Source organism: bacterium, from assembly GCA_019637795.1.
Classification (GTDB): Bacteria; Desulfobacterota; Binatia; order HRBIN30; family CADEER01; genus JAHBUY01.
Window position 1 is genome coordinate 1 of sequence record JAHBUY010000011.1, and the last position, 2,198, is coordinate 2,198.

General features: G+C 73.4%; 2 protein-coding genes. Both read left to right on the plus strand.

What is annotated here, in order from left to right; all coding sequences use genetic code 11:
- The coding region (locus KF840_26760) for an efflux RND transporter periplasmic adaptor subunit (GenBank protein ID MBX3028512.1) at nt 1–1,181 on the plus strand (1,181 nt) is incomplete at its 5' end.
- Nucleotides 1,182–1,197: 16 nt separating this feature from the next.
- Nucleotides 1,198–2,198, plus strand: a 1,001-nt coding sequence (locus tag KF840_26765; GenBank protein MBX3028513.1) for an efflux RND transporter permease subunit, incomplete at its 3' end; no start/stop codon positions are given.

The following is a 2,198-nucleotide window of genomic DNA, read 5'->3' on the forward strand; positions in this document are numbered from 1 at the left end:
CCGACCCCTCTCGTTCGGGCGCGAACGGGAGGGAGACGAAACCCCGGACGAGGATCCACTTGACGCCACCGAATTGCCGCGGCCGCAGGGCCGCCATCGTCGCCGTGCTGATGGCCGTCGCAGTTGCGGCGTCGGCGCAGCCGCCCTCCGTCGAGCGTCGGACGATCGCGCCACAGCAGGTCGATGCGCTCGGCATCCGGGTCCAGCCTGCCGACGGCTCGAACGCCGGTTCGCAGGCGCGCTACCCGGCGCAGGTGGTGGTGCCGGTCTCGCGACAACGCCTGGTGGCTGCGCCGCTGCCGGCGCTGGTCGAGTCGCTGCAGGTCGCGGTCGGCGACGAGGTCCGCGCGGGGCAGCTGCTCGCCGTGCTGCGCAGCACGCAGGCGAGCGAGTTGCAGCGCGACGTGGCGCAGGCGAACAGCCAGGCCGACCTCGCGCGGCGAAGCCTCGAGCGTGACGAGCAGTTGTTCGCTGAAGGCCTGATCGCGCAGTCGCGGCTCGAAGCGGCGCGCGCGCAGGCCCGCCAGGCGCAGGCCCAGCAGATCGAGCGGCGCCGCGCGCTCGCGCAGGCCGGGGTCGGCGCCGACGGCGGCGCCGGGCAGATCACGCTGCGCGCGCCGATCGCGGGCGTCGTGCTCGAGCAGCAGGCCGTCGTCGGGCAACGGCTCGAGCAGGCGGCGCCGTTGTACCGGATCGCCGCTCTCGATCCGCTGTGGGTCGAGATGCAGGCGCCGGCCACCGACGCCGCGTTGCTCGCGCGCGGCAGTGCCGTGCGCATCGAGGCCGGCCCGCAGGCGGGCCAGCGCGACACGGCCGCAATCGCCGGTCGCGTGATCGCGCTCGGCCAGAGCGTCGACGTCGCGACGCAGACGGTGCTCGTGCGCGCCGAGGTGCGCGCGCCCGCAGGCGCGCTGCGGCCGGGCCAGACGGTCGTGGCGGTGGTCGAGGTGCCGGGTGTCGCGTCGGTGCGGGTGCCGTCGGCGGCCGTGGTCGACGAGGGCGGTGCGCCGGTCGTCTTCGTCGAGGAGGTGGCCGGCACGTTCCGTCGCGTGCCGGTGACGCTTGGCGGCAGCGCCGACGGGATGGCCACCGTGACGGGCATCGACGCGGGCACCCGCGTGGTCGTTCAGGGGACGGCGGCGCTGAAGTCGATCTTCGCGACGCCCGAGGCCGGAAAGTAGCGGAGCGCGTACGGCGATGCTCTCTGCGCTGATCTCGTTTTCGCTTCGCCAGCGGTTGCTGGTGCTCGTGCTCGCGGTGATGCTGGTCGCAGCGGGCACCGTCGCCTATCGAAACCTGCCGATCGACGCCTTTCCCGACGTGTCGACCACGCAGGTCAAGCTGATCCTGAAGGCGCCCGGCATGACGCCGGAAGAGGTCGAGACGCGGATCACGATGCCGATCGAGCAGGAGCTGCTCGGCATTCCGCGCCAGGTGATGCTGCGCTCGGTGTCCAAGTACGCGCTGGCCGACATCACGCTCGACTTCGAGGACGGTACCGACGTCTACTGGGCTCGCCAGCAGGTAGGCGAGCGGCTGGCCGGCGCGATCAAGGACCTGCCGCCGAACGCCAGCGGCGGCCTGGCGCCGATCACGACGCCGCTGGGCGAGATGTACATGTTCACGCTCGAGGGCCCGCAGTCGCTCGACGAGAAGCGCCGCGTGCTCGACTGGGTCGTGCGGCCGGCGCTGCGCACGCTGCCCGGCGTGGCCGACGTGAACAGCCTCGGCGGCAAGGTGCGCACCTTCGAGGTCGTGCCCGACCCCGTGGCCCTGCTGGCGCGCGGCGTGACGCTCGCGCAGCTCGAGGAGGCGATCGTCACCGGCAACCGCAACGACGGCGCGGGCCGGCTGAACAACGGCGAGGAAGCGCTGATCGTGCGCGCCGAAGGGGCCGTGCGCGAGCTCGACGACCTGCGCCAGACGGTCGTCCGCGCGAGCGACGGTCGCGTGGTGCGGGTCGGCGACGTCGCACAGGTGCGCACCGGGGCGCTGACGCGCTACGGCGCCGTGACGCGCAACGGCGCTGGCGAGGCGGTCGAGGGGCTGGTGCTGGGCCTGCGCGGCGCCAACGCGCGACAGGTGGTTTCGGCCGTGAAGACGCGCCTGGCCGAGCTGGCGCCGTCGCTGCCGACGGGCATGACGGTGGTGCCGTTCTACGACCGCAGCGGGCTGGTCGATCGCGCGGTGAACACGGT